Origin of the sequence: Streptomyces sp. AHA2 (assembly GCF_036857595.1) — a bacterium.
Taxonomy (GTDB): Bacteria; Actinomycetota; Actinomycetes; order Streptomycetales; family Streptomycetaceae; genus Streptomyces.
In genome coordinates, this window is record NZ_JAUQWJ010000008.1 from 216,445 (window position 1) to 232,413 (window position 15,969).

General features: G+C 68.9%; 17 protein-coding genes. 13 read left to right on the forward strand and 4 right to left on the reverse strand.

The window, feature by feature from the left end; all coding sequences use genetic code 11:
* Positions 1-108: 108 nt before the first annotated feature.
* The 12 genes from Q5694_RS18750 to Q5694_RS18805 all read left to right on the forward strand — a co-directional run bounded on the left by Q5694_RS18750 (position 109) and on the right by Q5694_RS18805 (position 11,310).
* Positions 109-582, forward strand: a complete 474-nt coding sequence (locus tag Q5694_RS18750) for a LuxR C-terminal-related transcriptional regulator (protein WP_333934291.1) — start codon at positions 109-111, stop codon at positions 580-582.
* On the forward strand, positions 579-1,229 hold the full coding sequence (locus Q5694_RS18755) for a hypothetical protein (RefSeq protein WP_333934292.1): 651 nt from the start codon (positions 579-581) through the stop codon (positions 1,227-1,229). Before Q5694_RS18750 ends, Q5694_RS18755 begins: the two co-directional genes overlap by 4 nt.
* Positions 1,226-1,801 carry a DUF6624 domain-containing protein gene (locus tag Q5694_RS18760; RefSeq protein WP_125537286.1) on the forward strand — a complete coding sequence of 192 codons (576 nt, stop codon included), beginning with the start codon at positions 1,226-1,228 and terminating at the stop codon, positions 1,799-1,801. The genes Q5694_RS18755 and Q5694_RS18760 overlap by 4 nt, the downstream gene beginning before the upstream one ends.
* Before the next feature lie 74 nt (positions 1,802-1,875).
* Positions 1,876-2,343 (forward strand): DUF6082 family protein, encoded by a 468-nt coding sequence (locus Q5694_RS18765; RefSeq protein ID WP_333934293.1) that lies wholly within the window; start codon positions 1,876-1,878, stop codon positions 2,341-2,343.
* A gap of 207 nt (positions 2,344-2,550) precedes the next feature.
* A complete protein-coding gene (locus Q5694_RS18770; RefSeq protein ID WP_333934294.1) occupies positions 2,551-2,718 on the forward strand; it encodes an FxLD family lanthipeptide in 168 nt (55 codons plus the stop codon).
* Positions 2,719-2,824: 106 nt separating this feature from the next.
* Positions 2,825-2,956 carry an FxLD family lanthipeptide gene (locus tag Q5694_RS18775; protein WP_007491158.1) on the forward strand — a complete coding sequence of 44 codons (132 nt, stop codon included), beginning with the start codon at positions 2,825-2,827 and terminating at the stop codon, positions 2,954-2,956.
* Between the two features lie 37 nt (positions 2,957-2,993).
* Positions 2,994-3,173: an FxLD family lanthipeptide gene (locus Q5694_RS18780; RefSeq protein ID WP_007491157.1), complete on the forward strand. Its 180-nt coding sequence runs from the start codon at positions 2,994-2,996 to the stop codon at positions 3,171-3,173.
* Between the two features lie 86 nt (positions 3,174-3,259).
* Positions 3,260-6,187 (forward strand): lantibiotic dehydratase, encoded by a 2,928-nt coding sequence (locus Q5694_RS18785; protein WP_333934295.1) that lies wholly within the window; start codon positions 3,260-3,262, stop codon positions 6,185-6,187.
* Complete coding sequence (locus Q5694_RS18790) at positions 6,174-7,433, forward strand: lanthionine synthetase C family protein (protein WP_333934297.1); 1,260 nt, start codon at positions 6,174-6,176, stop codon at positions 7,431-7,433. The genes Q5694_RS18785 and Q5694_RS18790 overlap by 14 nt, the downstream gene beginning before the upstream one ends.
* A gap of 18 nt (positions 7,434-7,451) precedes the next feature.
* Positions 7,452-9,542, forward strand: a complete 2,091-nt coding sequence (fxlM, locus tag Q5694_RS18795; RefSeq protein ID WP_333934298.1) for a methyltransferase, FxLD system — start codon at positions 7,452-7,454, stop codon at positions 9,540-9,542.
* Position 9,543: 1 nt separating this feature from the next.
* Positions 9,544-10,653: a hypothetical protein gene (locus tag Q5694_RS18800; RefSeq protein WP_333934300.1), complete on the forward strand. Its 1,110-nt coding sequence runs from the start codon at positions 9,544-9,546 to the stop codon at positions 10,651-10,653.
* Positions 10,654-10,749: 96 nt separating this feature from the next.
* The gene (locus Q5694_RS18805) at positions 10,750-11,310 is read left to right on the forward strand and encodes a peptide deformylase (RefSeq protein ID WP_233520842.1); all 561 of its coding nucleotides are present in this window, start codon (positions 10,750-10,752) and stop codon (positions 11,308-11,310) included.
* Positions 11,311-11,415: 105 nt separating this feature from the next.
* Here the strand turns inward: Q5694_RS18805 and Q5694_RS18810 are convergent, their stop codons facing one another.
* From Q5694_RS18810 to Q5694_RS18825, 4 genes are all read right to left on the reverse strand, one after another.
* Positions 11,416-12,009: a hypothetical protein gene (locus Q5694_RS18810; RefSeq protein ID WP_266073675.1), complete on the reverse strand. Its 594-nt coding sequence runs from the start codon at positions 12,007-12,009 to the stop codon at positions 11,416-11,418.
* On the reverse strand, positions 11,999-13,198 hold the full coding sequence (locus tag Q5694_RS18815; RefSeq protein ID WP_333934302.1) for an MAB_1171c family putative transporter: 1,200 nt from the start codon (positions 13,196-13,198) through the stop codon (positions 11,999-12,001). The genes Q5694_RS18810 and Q5694_RS18815 overlap by 11 nt, the downstream gene beginning before the upstream one ends.
* The gene (locus tag Q5694_RS18820; protein ID WP_007491146.1) at positions 13,195-13,749 is read right to left on the reverse strand and encodes a hypothetical protein; all 555 of its coding nucleotides are present in this window, start codon (positions 13,747-13,749) and stop codon (positions 13,195-13,197) included. The genes Q5694_RS18815 and Q5694_RS18820 overlap by 4 nt, the downstream gene beginning before the upstream one ends.
* Before the next feature lie 180 nt (positions 13,750-13,929).
* Entirely contained in the window at positions 13,930-14,382 is a 453-nt protein-coding gene (locus Q5694_RS18825; protein WP_333934303.1) for a helix-turn-helix domain-containing protein, read from the reverse strand.
* 685 nt (positions 14,383-15,067) lie between these two features.
* On the opposite strand from Q5694_RS18825, the gene Q5694_RS18830 reads away from it, so the two are divergent.
* On the forward strand, positions 15,068-15,967 hold the full coding sequence (locus Q5694_RS18830; protein WP_333934304.1) for a helix-turn-helix domain-containing protein: 900 nt from the start codon (positions 15,068-15,070) through the stop codon (positions 15,965-15,967).
* Positions 15,968-15,969: the final 2 nt, after the last annotated feature.

Sequence of the window (15,969 nt, forward strand, 5' to 3'; positions counted from 1 at the left end):
CCATCGCCGCGCACGGGCCCGTGCCGCCGGCCCCGTCCCCCGCGGGGACCGGCGGCACCCCTCCCAGTGACCATCCACTCAGCCGAGAGAGACACCGTGACCCCGCCCGTGACGACCAGCGCACCGATCACGCCCCTGACGCCGACCCTGCAGCGCGTCGCCCAGCACCTCGCGAACGGCCTCACGGCCAAGGAGATTGCGGCAGAGACCAGCCTGTCGGCCGTGACCGTCCGCCAGTACATGCGCGACATCCGTGAGAGCCTGCACTGCCCGCCCCGCTGCAAGCCCCCGGTGATCGTGCACCGCCTGTTCACCACCCAGCAGGTGGCCTCACCCACGGCGGACCGGCCAGCGCCATCCCTCACCCCGGAGCAGCGGCTGCTGCTCCGAGCCGTCGCCGAGCCCAGCGACCCCCGTGACATCGCCGTCGCCGCCAAGCTCGCCCCCGCCGACCAGCGCGCCGCACTCGACCAACTTCTCGCCGACACGGGCGCGCGGGACACCACCCACCTGGTGATCCTTGCCCACGGCTGGAAGCTGCTGCCGACCGACCCGGCGGCGCGGAGCGGAGCGAGCCAGTGAGAAGGCCCCCCACTCCCCTGGCCAACGAGGGGGCTCCGGCTTCCACCTCGTTCGCAGCGAAGTACCCGGGCGCCGTGTACGCGGTGCGCAGGTTACGTACGGACGCCGAGCGCGCGGAAGCCGCTGCCCTCGTGCAGGACCGGCAGCGCTGGCTCACCCTGCGCGGTCTCCCCGTGCCCGCCCAAGCCGACGTGCCGGCCCTGTTCCGCGACCCGCACACGACGTCGGCCGGTCTGTTCGAGGACGGAAAGCTGCTCGCCTGCATGGTCCGCGCGCGCGACCCCGGACTCAGCTGGGGCGAAGGCCCCTGCCTCCGCCTGGGCCACGTCCACACCCTGCCCGAGCAACCCGACGACATCACCCGGCTGATCACCCTGTGGGCCTCCGACTTCGCCGCCCGGCAGAGCCTCCCGCTCGTACGGGCCGAAATCCTGGCAGGCCACACCCTGCAAGCCGAACCCATCGCCGCCCTGCTGCGTCGGCTCACGGACATGGGCTGGGACGTGCGGGGTTCCGGTCCGGGACGGGAGGGGGACCGGGTCGCCCGCCTCGAACTGGCCGCCGAGCACCGCCCCCGACTCAGCACACTAATCAGCTGCCAAACCCAAGCTCCCCATCTTGCCGCGGAAGAAGGGAGCAGCACGTGACAACCGAAAAGCCGCAGCGGCCCGACATCGCTCGCGAGCTGATCGCCCGCGCCACGGAATCGGCCGCGCACCGGGCCACACGCGTGCGCAACCAGCTCGATGGCGTCCAACTCGGCCGTGGTCGGCACACCGACTACGCCAACGCCAAGTTTCTGCACCGCGTCCTGGGCGAATACGAGTGGCCCGGCCACCGCCTCGTCGGCCCTGCTGCTGCCCGAGCCGCCTGGAGCATCGCCCTGCACAGCGACCACGATCTCGTCTTCCAGCGCGCCGCCACCATCCTGCTCGGACGTGCGGTCGAGGTCGGCGACGCGCTCGTCCACCACTGGGCACACCTGCACGACCGCACCCTCATCAACACCGGCCAGGACCAGGAGTACGGCACCCAGCTCCTGCTGCGCTCCGACCGCATCGAGCTGTGCCCACTGCGCGCGCCGGGATCCGTCGACAAACGAAGGGCCACGGTCGGTCTGCCGCCGATCGCTGTCGCACTGGAGACGGTGCGTAGCCGGTACATGCCTAACGGCTCTACCGATGAAGTCCCGAGCGTCGTCCTCGCGGAGGCCGCGTGAACAAGCGGAACACCGCGGTCCCCACCATTCGGCCTTCATGCCGCACATCCGCTCTGCGAAAGGGTTGTTGATCGATGAAGCTCCCTACCGCCGTCCTCGCTGCCGGTGTTGCCCTGTCCCTCACGACCGCCGTGGTCGGAGCCGCCCGGCTCAGGCAGAACGCACGGCACCAGGCCGAGCGGCACGAGGCGCTCCGCGCGGGCAACCAGCTCGACTGGCTGAACCGGGTGTCCACCATCGCCGACCTCGCCGAGCTGTGGAAGCCCGAGGACATGAAGGCCGAGGAGTACAAGCAGCTCATGTCGGCCAACCGACTCATCTGCGCCCTCAGCCTCCGACACTGCCTCGGCCGCGTCCGCGACGGACAGCTGCCGCTCTACGCCGAGATGGTCATGAGCAGTGACGTCTGCCGGCGCTACTGGCAGCGCTTCGGCGACCTCCGCGCTCAGGAGGCCGAGGGCGACAAGCGGGCCGAGCACTTCACCCGGGTGCTGGACCAGGCCGCGAAGAACCATCCTCAAGCGCAGCCCGCGGCAGCCTGACGGCGTATCTCGGTTCACCTTTCGGACTTCCGTGTCCCGTCCCCAACTCCTCTTCCGGACAGCAGTTCTCGTGTCTGAAGAGGTGGCCGGCGAGGACCCGACTGGCGCAGGCCACACAGCTGCTGCCCACCGGGGTCGGCCGTACCGCAACACACCGAATCAAAGTGTTCCACCGGACCAATCAGGAGGTTTCCCGTGACTCCCAGGGTGACCGACCAGGGCATGAGGACCGCCTCGGCCTCTGCCGCGCAGGATCCGTTCGACCTCGACATCAGCGTCATCGAATTGGGTGGCACGGTCGGGGCGAGTATCGCCTCCGACGGCGGCTGCGGCTCAACCTGCGGTGGCAACGCCTGTATCTCCAGCGGCTCCTGACCGCACCAGACCACCGGCACGACGCCCATGTCCTGTCAGCGCCGCCCACGCGGCACGTCCCTCGCGGCTCGATCGGAGCCGCGCACGGCAACGGAGGAATCACCACATGCAGATCGACGAATTCGACCTCGACATCAGCGTCCTGGAGTCCGACGACGGCTCCGCCACGCTGATCAACCTCACCGACGACGGCTGCGGCAGCACCTGCTCCAGCCCGTGTGCCACCAACGTGGCCTGATCATCTTCCACCGCACGACGAGTAGGGAGAAACCCGCATGAACGCGAACACGATCAAGGTCCAGGCACAGTCCCCGGCCGCCACGGCGGGCGGTGACGCGTTCGACCTGGACATCAGCGTCCTGGAGTCCGGCGACGGCTCCGCCACGGTGATCAACCTGACGGACGACGGCTGCAAGCCGAGCTGCCAGGGGTCCTGCGCCACCAACGTGGCCTGACCTCGGCGCATTGATCTGCCAGCCCGCGCGGCCTTGCGCCGCGCGGGCTGGCACCCACCCCAACACACCACAACCAGGGAGGGTGCATGGGTTCCCGGAAGGACGGCCCGCTGTACCGGTGCGCGGATACTGCGCTGGTGCGCGCCGCCCGTTCCTCGAGGCTGCGGCTTCCCGCGTGGCCGGACCTCACCGACGACACCCCGGACTGCGAGGTGCGGTGGCAGACGTGGCTGCGCGACGTCTGGTCGCTGTCCGAGGCCGCCGACTCCATCGAGCAGGCCAGCCCTCTGCTCGCGCAGCAGGTTCAGACCCTGTGCTCGGTGGCCAGTCCCGAGACCCGTCAGTTGCGCCGCGCAGTGGTGTCGGTCATGCGGTACCTGCTGCGTATGACGGGCCGGGCGACCCCGAACGGTCTGTTCGCCGGTATCGCGCCCGCCTCGTTCGGGGAACGACCGGGATGGTCCTGGGGTGAGTGGCATCGACCCGTCATCCGTGCCGACGGCGACTGGATCGCGGACCTGGTCGCCCGTCTGGAAGCAGATCCTGAACTCCTGCGGCACCTGCATGTGATGGCCAACAACACCATCTTCGTACGGGGCGATCGGCTGATCGTGCCCTACCCGCCCCGTTCATGCCGTACCGACGGCAGCCCAGCGGCCGAAGTGTCCCTCCGGTACACCAGCGCCGTACGTATCGCCGTTGATGCCACCGCCTCGCCCGTCCCCGTCCATGCGGTGGTCGCACTGATGAGGAGCGAGTTCCCCGACGTTCCCGCGGACCGGGTGGAAGGGCTCGTCAGCAGCCTCGTCGAACGCGGTGTGCTCATCAGCAGCCTGCACGCGCCCTCTGCCACCCTCGACGCCCTGGACCACCTGGTCGAGCAGGCCGAAGCAGCCGCCGCCTCATCAGCCACGGACCTCGTGGCCGACCTGCGGACGGTCCGCGACGCCATCGCCCGGCACAACCAGGTACTGGCCCCGGCGGACGGCCGGCGCCTGCGTACCGCCTTACGTCGGAAAATGACCGCTTTGAGTAGCGTCAAGGCTCAGCCGTTCACGCTGGACCTTCGCATGGACTGCTCCCTCACTCTGCCCCCACAGGTTGCCCGCGAGGCGGAGCAGGCCGCCACGGTGCTGGCCCGGCTGAGCGCGTACCCCTTCGGCACTCCGGCATGGAAGGACTTCCACAACCGATTCTTCGAGCGGTACGGCATCAACTCACTCGTCCCGGTCCGGGACCTGGTGGACCCCGATGTCGGCCTCGGGTTCCCAGTCGGATATCGCGATGCGCAACCTGAACAGGGTGAGGCCCTGACCGCCCGTGAACAGCGGCTGCTCTCCCTCGCCCAAGCGGCCGTCCTCGACGGCCGCGACGAGATCCGCCTGGACGAGGACCTGATCCGCACGTTGACGGTCGGAGATCGCAACGCCCCGCAGGTACCGGCCCACACGGAGCTGCGCTTTCGAATCCGTGCCGCTTCGCAAGAGGCTCTGGAGAGTGGAGACTTCGTTCTCCACGGCATCGCCCCGTCCCGCGGGATCGGCACCACGATCGGCCGCAGCCTGGGGCTGCTCGCATCAGACGATCAGGCCCGCGTGGCCGTCATGCTGGAAGAGCTGCCGGTCAACACGCCCGGCGCGGTGCCCACGCAGGTCTCCTTCACCCCACTCGACCGGGGCGACACCAACGTCACCCGCGTTACAGAACTCCTGCCGGCCGTCATCAGCCTGGCGGAGCACCGTCCGGTCGACGCGCGCACCATCCCGCTCGACGACCTCGCCGTGGGCTGCGACCGCCGCAGGCTCTACCTCGTCTCCCTCTCCCGCGCCTGCCTGCTGGACCCCATGACGCTGCACGCGCTGGACCTGCGCGGCCACACGCCGCCGCTCGCACGCTTCCTCACCGAGATCAGCCGGGCCCAGACCGCCGTCCTGACCGTCTTCCCCTGGGCGTCCGCTACCGCACTGCCGTACCTGCCGCGGGTGCGCTACGGCCGCGCGATCCTCTCTCCGGCGAGGTGGCGACTGGACCGGTCGGAGCTGCCCGACCGCCGTGCCTCCTGGGGGGAGTGGCACAAGGCGGCCGACGAGTGGCGCGCACGCCGCCGAGTTCCGGACGAAGTCGCGCTGGCCGAGGGCGACCAGCTTCTGCCGCTGGACCTCTCCGAGCGCGCGCACCTCGCGCTGCTGCGCGCCCACCTGGACACTCATGAATCGGTGATCTTGACGGAAGCGGAATCCGAGGAAGGCTGGTTCGACGGACGGTCCCACGAGATCATCGCCCCGATGACGGCCGTCCGCCCGCCGCAGTGGCCGGCCGTCCCTCCCGTCACCGCGGACCAGCTCGTCACCCGCGACCACGGTCACCTTCCGGGCGCCGCCTCCTGGCTGCTGGTCAAGCTGTACGGGCACGTCGAACGGCAGCCCGAGATCCTTGCCGACCACCTGCCCGCGCTGCTCGGCCAGTGGAACGAGCCGCCGACCTGGTGGTACATGCGCTACCGCGATCCCCGCTGGCACCTGCGCCTGCGCATCGCGGTCCCCAGCGAGCAGGACTTCGCCCTTACCGCACAGCGCGTGAGCGCCTGGGCGAACGGACTGCGCCGTGCCGGGCTCCTCGCCGACATGCAGTTCGCGACCTCCTACCCGGAGACCGGCCGGTGGGGCCCCTGGCCGCGCCGGATCACTGACCCGCGCCCTATGGACCGGACCGTGCGCGGTCAGGCGTTGCGCCTAGCCGACCCGGCCGACGGCTGGGCGGCCTTGCGCGCGGCTCCCGGCGGCGACGCCATCGCCAGCGCCTGGAGCGAGCGCGACGCGGCCCTGGCCCGCTACCGGCAGAAGCTGGACGTGTTCGGTGGCATCGACCCGGACGTCATTCTCGACTCGCTGCTGCACGCCCACCACATCCGCGCCGCCGGCATCGACAAGGACGACGAGCGGATGTGCGTACGGCTGGCCCACGCCGCCGCCATGGCCTGGACTCACCGAGGAGATCACCATGAATCTGCGTGAAAGCGCGCGGGCAGCCGCCGACACGATCGCCGAGCGGCTTGCCTCGCCGCAGGATGTACGGGGGCTGCATCACCGCCAGGGCTGGTGGCCGCAGTCGCTCGCGCACGGCGCGGCCGGTGTCGCGCTGCTGCACATCGAGCGGGCCCGCACCGAGCTGGGTCCGTGGCAGCGTGCACACGACTGGCTCGCCTGCGCCGCAGCCGAACCCGCTGTCGGCGGCCCGGACAGCCACCTCTACTACGGGGCGCCCGCGCTCGCCTTCGCCCTGCACGCCGCCGCCGACCGCCCCGGACGCTACGCCCGCGCCCTGGACACCCTCGACCGGTACGTCACGAAGGCGATCCGGGACCGGCTCGCGGACGCCCACGCACGCATGGACCGCGGCGAGATGCCCGCGCTGGCGGAGTTCGACGCGATCCGCGGCCTGAGCGGGCTGGGCGGGCTCCTGCTGCACCGCGACGTCCATACCGACGTCGTCCGCGAGATCCTGACCTACCTGGTCCACCTGACCGAGCCGGTCAAGCAGGACGGGGAAGTTCTGCCCGGCTGGTGGAGCTCCCTAGCTCCCTCCGGCACGATCTCCCCGGAGTATCCGGAAGGGCACGCCAATAACGGCGTCGCCCACGGCATCGGCGGCCCCCTCGCTGTGCTCTCCCTCGCAGCCCGCCGCAGCGTCACCGTCGAGGGCCACCTCGACGCGATCACCCGCATCCTGGCCTGGCTCGACCACTGGCAGCAGGACGGCCCCGCCGGCCCGTGGTGGCCGTACTGGATCACCCGTGAGCAACTACGCTCCGGCACGATCGGCCCCGGACCATCCCGGCCGTCCTGGTGCTACGGCACCGCAGGATTCGCCCGCGCCCAGCAGCTCGCCGCCCTCGCCCTCAAGGACCCGGCGCGCCAACACGCCGCCGAATTCGCCCTCCTGCGCGCCATGACCGACCCCGGACAACTCGACGCGACCGTGGACGTCTCCCTGTGCCACGGCTTCGCCGGCCTGGCGCACATCACACAACTCGCTGCCACCGACGCCCTCACTCCCGGCCTCACCGAATGCCTGCCCCGGCTCCTGGCACCAATCACCGACACCACGCCCGGCGCCCTGGCGGACTCCCTGATCAACCCTCCCGGCGGCGGCGACATCGGACTCCTCGAAGGCGCCGCCGGCACCGCCCTCGCCCTGCACTCCTTCCACACCGGAACGCCGTCCGCGTCCGGGTGGGACACCTGCTTCCTGATCAACTAGCCGACGAGAAGAGAAAACATGGCAGCGGACGAATGGCCGCAACGCCTCATCCGGTTCACCGACTGGAGCCGCGCGGAGGCCACCGCCGTGGAGCATCTGCTCCCAGTGCTGATCGCCCAGGAGTCGGAACTGGCCCAGTGGTCATTCCTGCGAAAGTTTCCCTGGTGGCGGTTGCGGTACCGGGCCGCGGGCCCGGACACGGCGAAGGCCCTGGACGCTGCCCTGGACGAGCTGGTCGACGCCGGCGTCCTCGCTTCCTGGACGCGAGGCATCTACGAGCCGGAAGAGACAGCCTTCGGCGGCCCCGCCGCGATGAAGATCGCCCACACCCTGTTCCACTACGACAGCCGTCACCTGCTGGAGGAGGCGGCCCGCCAGCAGGCAGTCACCGGTCCCCAGCTCGGCCGCCGCGAGCTGGCGGTGCTCCTGCTCAGCGTGGCGATGCGCGCGGCGGGTCTCGACTGGTACGAGCAGGGCGACGTCTGGGCGAGGATCGCGGCCGAGCGCCCCGGCGACGAGGTCTGCAGTCCGCAACGGCACCGGGCCGCTGTCCACCGGTTGATGACCGTCGACGTCAGCACCACCAGCCGCAGCGTCACCCAGGGCCGACTCGCGCCGCTGGCCGAGTGGATAGCCACGTTCGAGTGGTTCGGCCAGCAGCTCGCAGACCTCAACCGTCAGGGCCGCCTGGAACGAGGGTTGCGGGCCGTGATCGCCCACCACGGCATCTTCCACTTCAACCGCCTGGGCCTCCCCGCCCAGGATCAGCGCACCTTGTCAACACTCGCGAAAGAGGTAGTCATGGGAACGAGCGACAACACCGCGTCCACCCGAGCTGAGGGGACGGCGAGCACTACGGTCAACGGGGTGAACAGTGACACCATCGAAGCCCCCTCCGCAGACCGTCTGCGCGCCCAGCTGATCGACCACCTGGTCGAGACCGGGTGCGTGCGCACGCCCCGGGTGGAGGAGGCCATGCGGACCGTACCCCGCCACCTCTTCGTCCCCAACGCCCCCCTGGAAAAGGCGTACGGCAACACACCCGTGGACACGAAGTTCGACGGATCCGGCCGCTCCATCAGCTGCGCCTCCCAGCCCGACATCGTCGCCATGATGCTGGAACAACTCGACGTCCAGCCCGGCCAGAAGATCCTGGAGCTGGGGGCCGGCACCGGCTTCAACGCCGGACTCCTCGGCTACCTCGTCGGCGAGACGGGACACGTCACCACGATCGACGTGGACGAGGACATCGTGGACGGAGCGCGCGGCGGACTGGCCGCCGCCGGCATCCACAACGTCGAAGTGGTCCTCGGAGATGGAGCCGTGGGCCACGCCTCCAACGCGCCGTACGACCGGATCGAAGCCACCGTCGGCGCCCACGGCGTTCCGCACGCCTGGCTCGACCAGCTCGCCCCCGGCGGACGACTCCTCACGCCACTACGCCTGCGCGGCAGCGTCTCCCGCTCGATCGCCTTCGAGAACCAGGACGGAGCCTGGCGCAGCGTCGGCAGCCAGATGAACACGTTCATGCCGCTGCGCAGGGGCATCGCCGACGACCCGCGCGTCTTCGTTCCCCTGGACACCGACAACACCGTCACGCTCGTCACCAACGGAGACCAGAAGGTCGACGCGGACGCCCTGCGCGACATCTTCCGCCAGCCGCGCGCCGAGGCGTGGACGGACGTCACCTTCCGGGGCCCGGAATCGGCGGAGTACCTGGAGCTGTGGCTCGCCTGCGCCATGCCGAACGGCCTGAGCCGGATGCCCGCCAGCAACGAGGCCATCGAGAAGGGCCTGGTCACCGCGCCCTACCCGTCCTCGACCGCGGTCTTCGAGGGTGGCACGCTCACCTACCTCACCCGGCGCCCCTACGCGAAGAAGGCCCCCGATGGCGCCACCCTGTACGAGTTCGGCGTCATCGGCCACGGCCCTGACGCCGAAGCCCTCGCCTCGGACGTCGCGGACCAGGTCCGCACCTGGAACCAGGGCTTCCGGGCGCTCGACGTCGGGTTCGAAATCCAACCACTCGACGCGACCCCGCTCGCCCCGAAGCCCGGCCGCTTCACCTTCGACAACCCGCTGAACCGCATCGTCATCGAATGGCAGTGACATGGACGTCAGCCAGATAGCGAAGCGGTTCCCGCTCGTTGCCCGTCCACGTCCAGCGTGCCCGCCCCTCGCTGAACGCATCCGCGAAATCACCGACCTCGCTGCCGCCGCCGAGCGCGACGACAACGTGACCTCCGCAACCGTCGCCCTGAACAAGGCGGCACTGATCGCAAGCGACTGCGGCATGCCGGACCTGGCACGCTCTCTGTGCTGGCGCCACGCCGAGGCCGTCCTGCGCGCCCAGCCCCTGGGCGCGCAGGAAGCCCGGTACGCCCTGGAACCCCTGGTCAACCTGGCCCGACTGCGCATCCGCGACGGCGACGGGACTGGCGCGTATCATCTGCTCGATTCCCTGAACCGAGCAGTCAGATCGAAGACGGAAGCGGTCATCGACGACCGCGCCACGTCCTTCCAGCGCCTCACGAAGTCGGCTTCCGACCATCAACAGGTATGCCAATGGCTGTGGGCCGTACTCCTCGGCGACGGAACCCGTGCCCTCGTCGCAGCAGGTGAATGGGACTACGCCCGGGCGCACAGTAGGCAACACCGGGGCGTGGGACAGCGCCTCTTCGACGGGCGCCAAGTCGAGGTGCTCGTCCGCTGCCTCGGCGAGCAGCCCAGCGATGCGTTGAAGTTCCTACACGAGAGCACCCTGGTGGAGCCATGGGAGCACGCCGTCGCGGCAGCCCTTGCCGTCCTCTGCCACAGGGCAGCCGACGAGCAGCCAGTCGAGCCGATCAACAAGATGGTGCAGCACTACCTGGCTCTCGACTCGGCCCCCGACCTTGCCGTCTTCCGCTCTCGTGTAGGACTAGTTGTGCTCGACCTCTCCCCAGAGTCCCGACAAGCCGAATTGATGCGCCGCCTCACCAGCGAAGCGACGACGCATCCCGACGGGTACATCGCACGAGACGTCCTGGCCCACTCTGTGTGCCGCGAAGGGCTGAGCCAGGACGAGCGCAGAACGCTCTCCACTGCAGTCGCCTCCGCCGGCCTCGGACGGGGCAGCATCCCCGACCCTCTGGATCAGGCCATACGGGACGCTTCAACAGTCGCAGCGGATGTCTGGCAACGCCACGCTAGCTGCCGAGCTAACGCCTGGCCCGCATGACCGGCACCCCGAGCGGCGCACCCCGTCGTATGTCCATTGCAACCGCGGTTGGCCGTGCGAACACGACGCGAATCAACAGGAGTTCTCGTGAACGAGATGCGGCCCAGCGAGCAGATGCGCAACCTCGGCGTAGTCCAGGAAGGCGCCTCCGTCCTTGCCGAGCCAGCACGCCCCTTCTCACTCCCTGCCGAACGTGAGGCCGCCGAGCAAGCCGTGGAAAGCCTGTTCACCTCCATGGCGCGCATCGCAGGCGTCCACACGTTCGCCAAGGGCATGGGCATTGCAGCCCCACAGATCGGCATCCGCCGGGCCGCGGCCGTCGTCCAGCCGGCCGAGCCAGGAGCGGGCGCGATCGTACTGCTCAACCCCCGGGTCATCGCCGCCTCGCAGGAGACCGACGACCAGTACGAGGGATGCCTGAGCTTCTTCGACGTACGCGGCCTCGTCCCTCGCCCCCTCCGGATCACGGTCGAGACCACGACACTCGACGGGACGACCGTGACCACTGACTACGAACGCGGCCTCGCCCGTCTGGTCCACCACGAGATCGACCACCTCGACGGCCACCTGTACACAGCCCGGATGCGCCCCGGAGTGCAGCCCATCTCCGTGACCGAGTACCGGCAGACCGGACGGGCCTGGTCCTACGAGCACTGAAACCCGATCCTGCCGGCCCGCGAGCTCGGGGATGCAGGGGCCCGAAAGCCGGGTGAGATACCTGGGAGGCGTAGCGGTCGCTCTCAACCACGCCCCTCCTTCGGATCAGCGCGCCAGGTGGAAGACGGCTGCGGCCACGATGGTGCCGAGGATGGTGCCTGCGATCACTTGGTTGCGTGTGTGGTCCCGCAGCTCGACGCGGGACCAGCCGACGACGACGACCAACAGGAAGCCAAGGGCCATCCACGGGCCGTAGGTCTGCACGAGCATCGCGCAGGCACCTGCGGACACGGCCTGGTGGACGGAGATCTTCCAGGCGAAGGTGATCGCGGTGAGAATCGCGAGCGTCACGAGCATCGAGACGATGAGGGCAACCATGGTGCGCGGCGCCCCCGCGACAAGCATCAGGACGATGCCGGTGGCTACGGAGAGCAGGATGACGGCCATCACGACTAGCCGTGCTGGCTTCGCTCCGACGTGTCTGTCGCCCCAGTGACCCTTGCGAATGCCGTACTTGATGAAGGTGATCGGGATGACGGCCGCGAAGAGGGCGCCGACCACACCCCAAGCAACACCTGTCCATTGTGCGGTGTGCCAGCCGACCAGCAGCGTGACAGCGATGATCCAGTTCTTCGGCTCAAGCCAGTCTGTAATGCGGCGGGCCAGCCGCGACTCGCTGGGGCGGACATCAGTTGTCATTTGAGGAGATCCTTTCCGAAGCGCCCTGCTCGTGGGAAACGGACGAATGTTCTTGCCGGACGAATTCGGAAACGACTGGCGAGGAGAGGTACGCGCGGGCAACGGTGCGCAACCATGACAGTTCGCTCGCTCTGTCTCGGCCAGTGACGCCGAGGGGTGGATATTCAACTCCCCGCAGCCGTTCCCCATTTCGTGCGCTCTGGACGGCTGCACGCAACCAGCAGGCTTCCGCCACTGCGTCAGAGAGTTGCGCAGCGACCCCTTCCTGACGGACGAACCTCCGGGCCTTTGTGTGCATGTCGACTGACACGTACTCGCGAAGCGCCAGGCAGGCATCCTCGATCTCGATGACGCACCGTTCCAGCCGGAAGCGGACACGCCACCTGCCTACAGATGTCGCCAGCACCACATACGGGGCTGCTTCCGTGAGCTGCACCCAGAGGGGACGCAGTTTCCGCAGGGTGCTCCACGCGGCGACGTATTCCACGGCGACGGAGAGAGGAGGCAAGCAGACGCCGACTGCGACCGACAGGACGGTGGCTTGCTTGAGCGTTGTGGAGAGAAGGTTCTCCAAGGCTGGATAGTTGGTGCCGGAGGCAAGCTGAACCGTCACGAAGACGATGCGCTGGAGGGCGTACAGGCTTCCGAGCAGGGTTCCCAAGCCCAGAAATCCGAGGCCGGCCTTCCCCAGGAGAGTCCGGCTGTGGCGTACGCCGCCGAGGAACAGCCATGTAGCGACGACCATGGCGATGCCGATGTAGAGCGTGAAGACCGTCATGTAGAGGACGGGAAAGAGGGCGCCACGGCCCTCCCCAAGCCTGACGGGCCCTCCTGACGTCCAGTTGGCCAGGGCGTAGAAGGCGAGCATGAGGGGCAACGTCACGCCGGCGGCCACCAGCCGGGTGCGACTTGCCAGGCCCTGCGGTCGAACGACTGCGATGACGAAGTCGAGCAGATATGCCGCCGAGGTAACGCCGAGCAGGTGCTTCAGCAGCGGCGACAGCCTGGCGTCTGCGCCGACGGCGGCATCGACTGCCTCTTTGACCGGCGGAACCTCGAACGTCATGGCAGCCGCGAGAGCCACCAGGGTCAGCGCCAGACTTCGCTGCTTGCGAGAGTGCCGGAGGGACGGCAGTCGCCACAGAGCCACCAGCCAGAGGACGCCGGCGATGAGGGTGGGTGTACTCATGAGCGGCGGTTCCTCCGTGGGTGGACCAGGGCGTCGTCGAGCCGCGCCACGGCACCGGACCGACCGCGTTCCCGGCCCGAGTGGGCAAGATCGTGAAAGAGCTCTCCCAGGCAGGAGGCGGCCATTTCGGCGTCGTACTCGGTCTCGCTGTCGTAGCTCGTCCGGCCGAGAGCGGAGAGCACGGCAGAGGGGTCGACCCCGTCAGGCAGGACTCCCAGTAGAGACCTGACGACGCTCTCGTTGTTCCCGGCGTGCCCGAGCAGCAGGTGCGCTAGCTCGTGGCGCACGATTTGCGCACGATGCCGCTCGCTGGTAGCCGCGACGTGAAAGACGTAATCCCCGTGGTCGAACGAGAGGACCATTCCGCAGGGAGCGTTGGCCCCTCCGGTCTCAGGCAATTCGTGGAGGTGCAGTGGGCGGCCACGCTTGACGGCGAGCTGCCGGCATATTTCATCCACCGCGTAGGGATCGGATATCTCGATCCCCCGCAACTGCTCCTCACACAGTCGCCTCAGCTGCGCCTCTCTGCGCGCGAATTGCCGCTTGAACATGGACGAGATCCTTGCTGTAGCCCCCGAATGAGCGCTGACACGGCCTGCGCTAACCGGAACCCACCATTCCGCGTGGTTCTAGCGGAGCTTGGCATAGGTACAGATGGTTGCCCAAGGCGATCTTGAAGATCCATGCGCGGCATACCAGTCAAATCCACCCAGCAGGTGAGGGAGGTCACATCACTGCCCGGGCTTGTCGAGCCCTTCCCACCGTCTCGCCTGATTGATCACATCCGTGATCATCCTCAAGCTGTCCGCCGAGAGGCCGTTGGCTCGAAGCGCAAGGCCGCGGACGTCGCTGTCGGCTACGGCCTCGATGAGTTCCATGGAGGCGCGCACCTTCTCGGCCTCCTCGGCGTCGTAGCCCGAGAAGAAGTACTGCTCTTTGACATGGAAGTGGCCGGCCAGTCGTTCCACCGTCGCGTAGGTGGGGTTGGGCTTCGCACCGGTCCGCAGCTGCGAGATCGCACTCTCGGACACGGAGATCGCCCGGGCGACCTCGGCATTGGTGTAGCGCTTGCCGGTCTCCGGGTTCGTCACGGTCTGGAACAGGTGGTTGAGCTTGTCGGCGAATGAGCGCCGAGCGTCGGCCGCGCCGCCGGGCGCCTCCGCCGGTCCGCTGGACTCCACCATCACCGACTCCTCTCATCTAGACGCCGACTCCGGACTGTACTGCAGTGTAGTTCCCAGGACCAAAGGCCGAGACGCTTCACTTCAGTGTTGACAGACTGGGATCACTCTGGCGTAGGTTTTCGATCACAGCTTCACTGAAGTGTTGTGACGCCGACGGGGTGCGGTAAGCGCTCCTTGCCCGGCCGTCGTGGCCTACGTACGCGCTAGGACTCGCCCATGCTCGCTCCACCCCCGTCGCAGCAGCTCACGCGACTTCTACAGGGTTTAAGAACCAACTCTGGACCTTGACGCGGAGCCGTGCGTATGTTCGTCGTCCCCCGCCGGGCAGACCGCCCGCACGGACGAGCACAGGAGCAATGACGTGCACAAACTCCGGGCCTCATAGGTCCCAGAACACAGCGACGGCGCCCGAGAGCGGCAACTCCCGGACGCCGGACGCTTAACGGCTGTACCGCCCCGGCAAGGGCGGAGATCGCCACCATCACCACGCTGATCCCTTCCACGGGGCGTCTCAGCGTGGCAACACCAAAGGAGATTCTTGCATGCGCTCCGCCCTGCGCAAAAGGCCCTACCGTCCGGCCTGCGCGGCAGCTAGCTCCGCCTCAGCGCCTCAGCGCCCCGAGCCGGACCGCACCATCCAGGCCCCCGCGAGCCGCCCCGCCCGCCCGCTTGCCGGGAGCGGCCGATGAGCAGCGAAGCTCGCGAGTGGGTGTGGGAGCACAGCTCCAGCCGAGGGGCCGCGCGTCTGGTCCTGCTGTCGATCGCCGACCGGGTGGCCGACGACCAGTGCATCTCCTGGGCCTCCCTGTCCAGCCTGGCCAAGCGCACGCACGCCTCGGTCTCCACGGTGCGCGAAGCCATCGAACGCCTCGTCCTCGCCGGCGAGCTGGAACAGCTCGATGACCTGGTGGGCCCGCAGCGCAGCACGGTCTACCGCCTGCCGCTCGCCGCCGAAGCAGTCGCACAGGCGCTGCGAGAGCAGCGGGAGGAAACGGGCGACACGGCGGTGCCGGACGAGCCCACTGGTCCTGCCAAGCTCCGGCTGTCGGCGCTGCGGCGGTACGGAATCCGCCCGCGTGAGGTGCCGGAATCCCCCGCCAGGGTCCGGAAACCGGCAGTACCGGAAACCGGCAGGTCCAGGCGGAAACCGGCACAGCGGCGTACCGGCCACCGGCACAGCGATGTACCGGCCACCGGCACACAGAACCGTACTGAACCTGATTTGAACCGGAGGTACAGCAGTAGTGGTGGTGCTGCGGTCACCTCGGCTGCCGAGTGGCAGGTCGACCCCGCCACCCACACCTGGGCCCGCCAGCAGGGACACCTCGACCGCCTCGGCGCGCATGGCCTGCAGGCCGCCGACGCGAAGTGGCGTGCCCACCGGGCGGCCCACGCCCCGAGGCCGGCGGAAGCCTGGGCTGCCGACTGGCGAGCCTGGATCACCCGGGAACACGCCCCCAACCGCCCGAACCTCTACGCCGTGCCCGGCCAGAACACCGCCGCGCCCGGTGGCATGACGCGGGCCGAGAAGCACACCGCCGCCCTTCTCGCCGCCCTGGACGAGCCGACCGGAACGGAGGGCTGACC

Excerpts from the sequence above, each read along its gene's own strand:
- Q5694_RS18765 (WP_333934293.1), top strand. The coding sequence starts at position 1,876 with ATGAAGCTCCCTACCGCCGTCCTCGCTGCCGGTGTTGCCCTGTCCCTC.
- Q5694_RS18775 (WP_007491158.1), top strand. The coding sequence starts at position 2,825 with ATGCAGATCGACGAATTCGACCTCGACATCAGCGTCCTGGAGTCCGAC.
- Q5694_RS18780 (WP_007491157.1), top strand. The coding sequence starts at position 2,994 with ATGAACGCGAACACGATCAAGGTCCAGGCACAGTCCCCGGCCGCCACG.
- Q5694_RS18785 (WP_333934295.1), top strand. The coding sequence starts at position 3,260 with ATGGGTTCCCGGAAGGACGGCCCGCTGTACCGGTGCGCGGATACTGCG.
- Q5694_RS18790 (WP_333934297.1), top strand. The coding sequence starts at position 6,174 with ATGAATCTGCGTGAAAGCGCGCGGGCAGCCGCCGACACGATCGCCGAG.
- fxlM (WP_333934298.1), top strand. The coding sequence starts at position 7,452 with ATGGCAGCGGACGAATGGCCGCAACGCCTCATCCGGTTCACCGACTGG.
- Q5694_RS18800 (WP_333934300.1), top strand. The coding sequence starts at position 9,544 with ATGGACGTCAGCCAGATAGCGAAGCGGTTCCCGCTCGTTGCCCGTCCA.
- Q5694_RS18805 (WP_233520842.1), top strand. The coding sequence starts at position 10,750 with ATGCGGCCCAGCGAGCAGATGCGCAACCTCGGCGTAGTCCAGGAAGGC.
- Q5694_RS18810 (WP_266073675.1), bottom strand. The coding sequence starts at position 12,009 with ATGACAACTGATGTCCGCCCCAGCGAGTCGCGGCTGGCCCGCCGCATT.
- Q5694_RS18815 (WP_333934302.1), bottom strand. The coding sequence starts at position 13,198 with ATGAGTACACCCACCCTCATCGCCGGCGTCCTCTGGCTGGTGGCTCTG.
- Q5694_RS18820 (WP_007491146.1), bottom strand. The coding sequence starts at position 13,749 with ATGTTCAAGCGGCAATTCGCGCGCAGAGAGGCGCAGCTGAGGCGACTG.
- Q5694_RS18825 (WP_333934303.1), bottom strand. The coding sequence starts at position 14,382 with ATGGTGGAGTCCAGCGGACCGGCGGAGGCGCCCGGCGGCGCGGCCGAC.
- Q5694_RS18830 (WP_333934304.1), top strand. The coding sequence starts at position 15,068 with ATGAGCAGCGAAGCTCGCGAGTGGGTGTGGGAGCACAGCTCCAGCCGA.